The organism is Priestia sp. SIMBA_032 (genome assembly GCF_046535215.1).
In the GTDB taxonomy this organism is placed as follows: domain Bacteria; phylum Bacillota; class Bacilli; order Bacillales; family Bacillaceae_H; genus Priestia; species Priestia aryabhattai.
On sequence record NZ_JAWRXD010001409.1, the window covers coordinates 1 to 242 of the forward strand.

General features: G+C 28.5%; 1 protein-coding gene. It reads right to left on the bottom strand.

The features are described 5' to 3' along the window. The coding region (locus SB717_RS38950; RefSeq protein WP_410908617.1) for a hypothetical protein at window positions 1-242 on the bottom strand (242 nt) is incomplete at both ends.

The following is a 242-nucleotide window of genomic DNA, read 5'->3' on the forward strand; positions in this document are numbered from 1 at the left end:
TTTTTTGGCATCATTTATTGCAAGAATATCAGCTTTTGCCAGAAGAATATAAACATTATTTGTTACTTTATCTTCCGTCAACTCTACTAAACCGTTGTATTCTATAGCTTTATATAAAATATCTTTTGATGCCTGAAGATGATCAAGTTCTAAAAGTAATCTTTGATAGATCAGCAGAAAACGACAAAGAAAATTATATTTCTTTTCTGATTTTGCCAGATCAATACCTTCACTTATTTTCA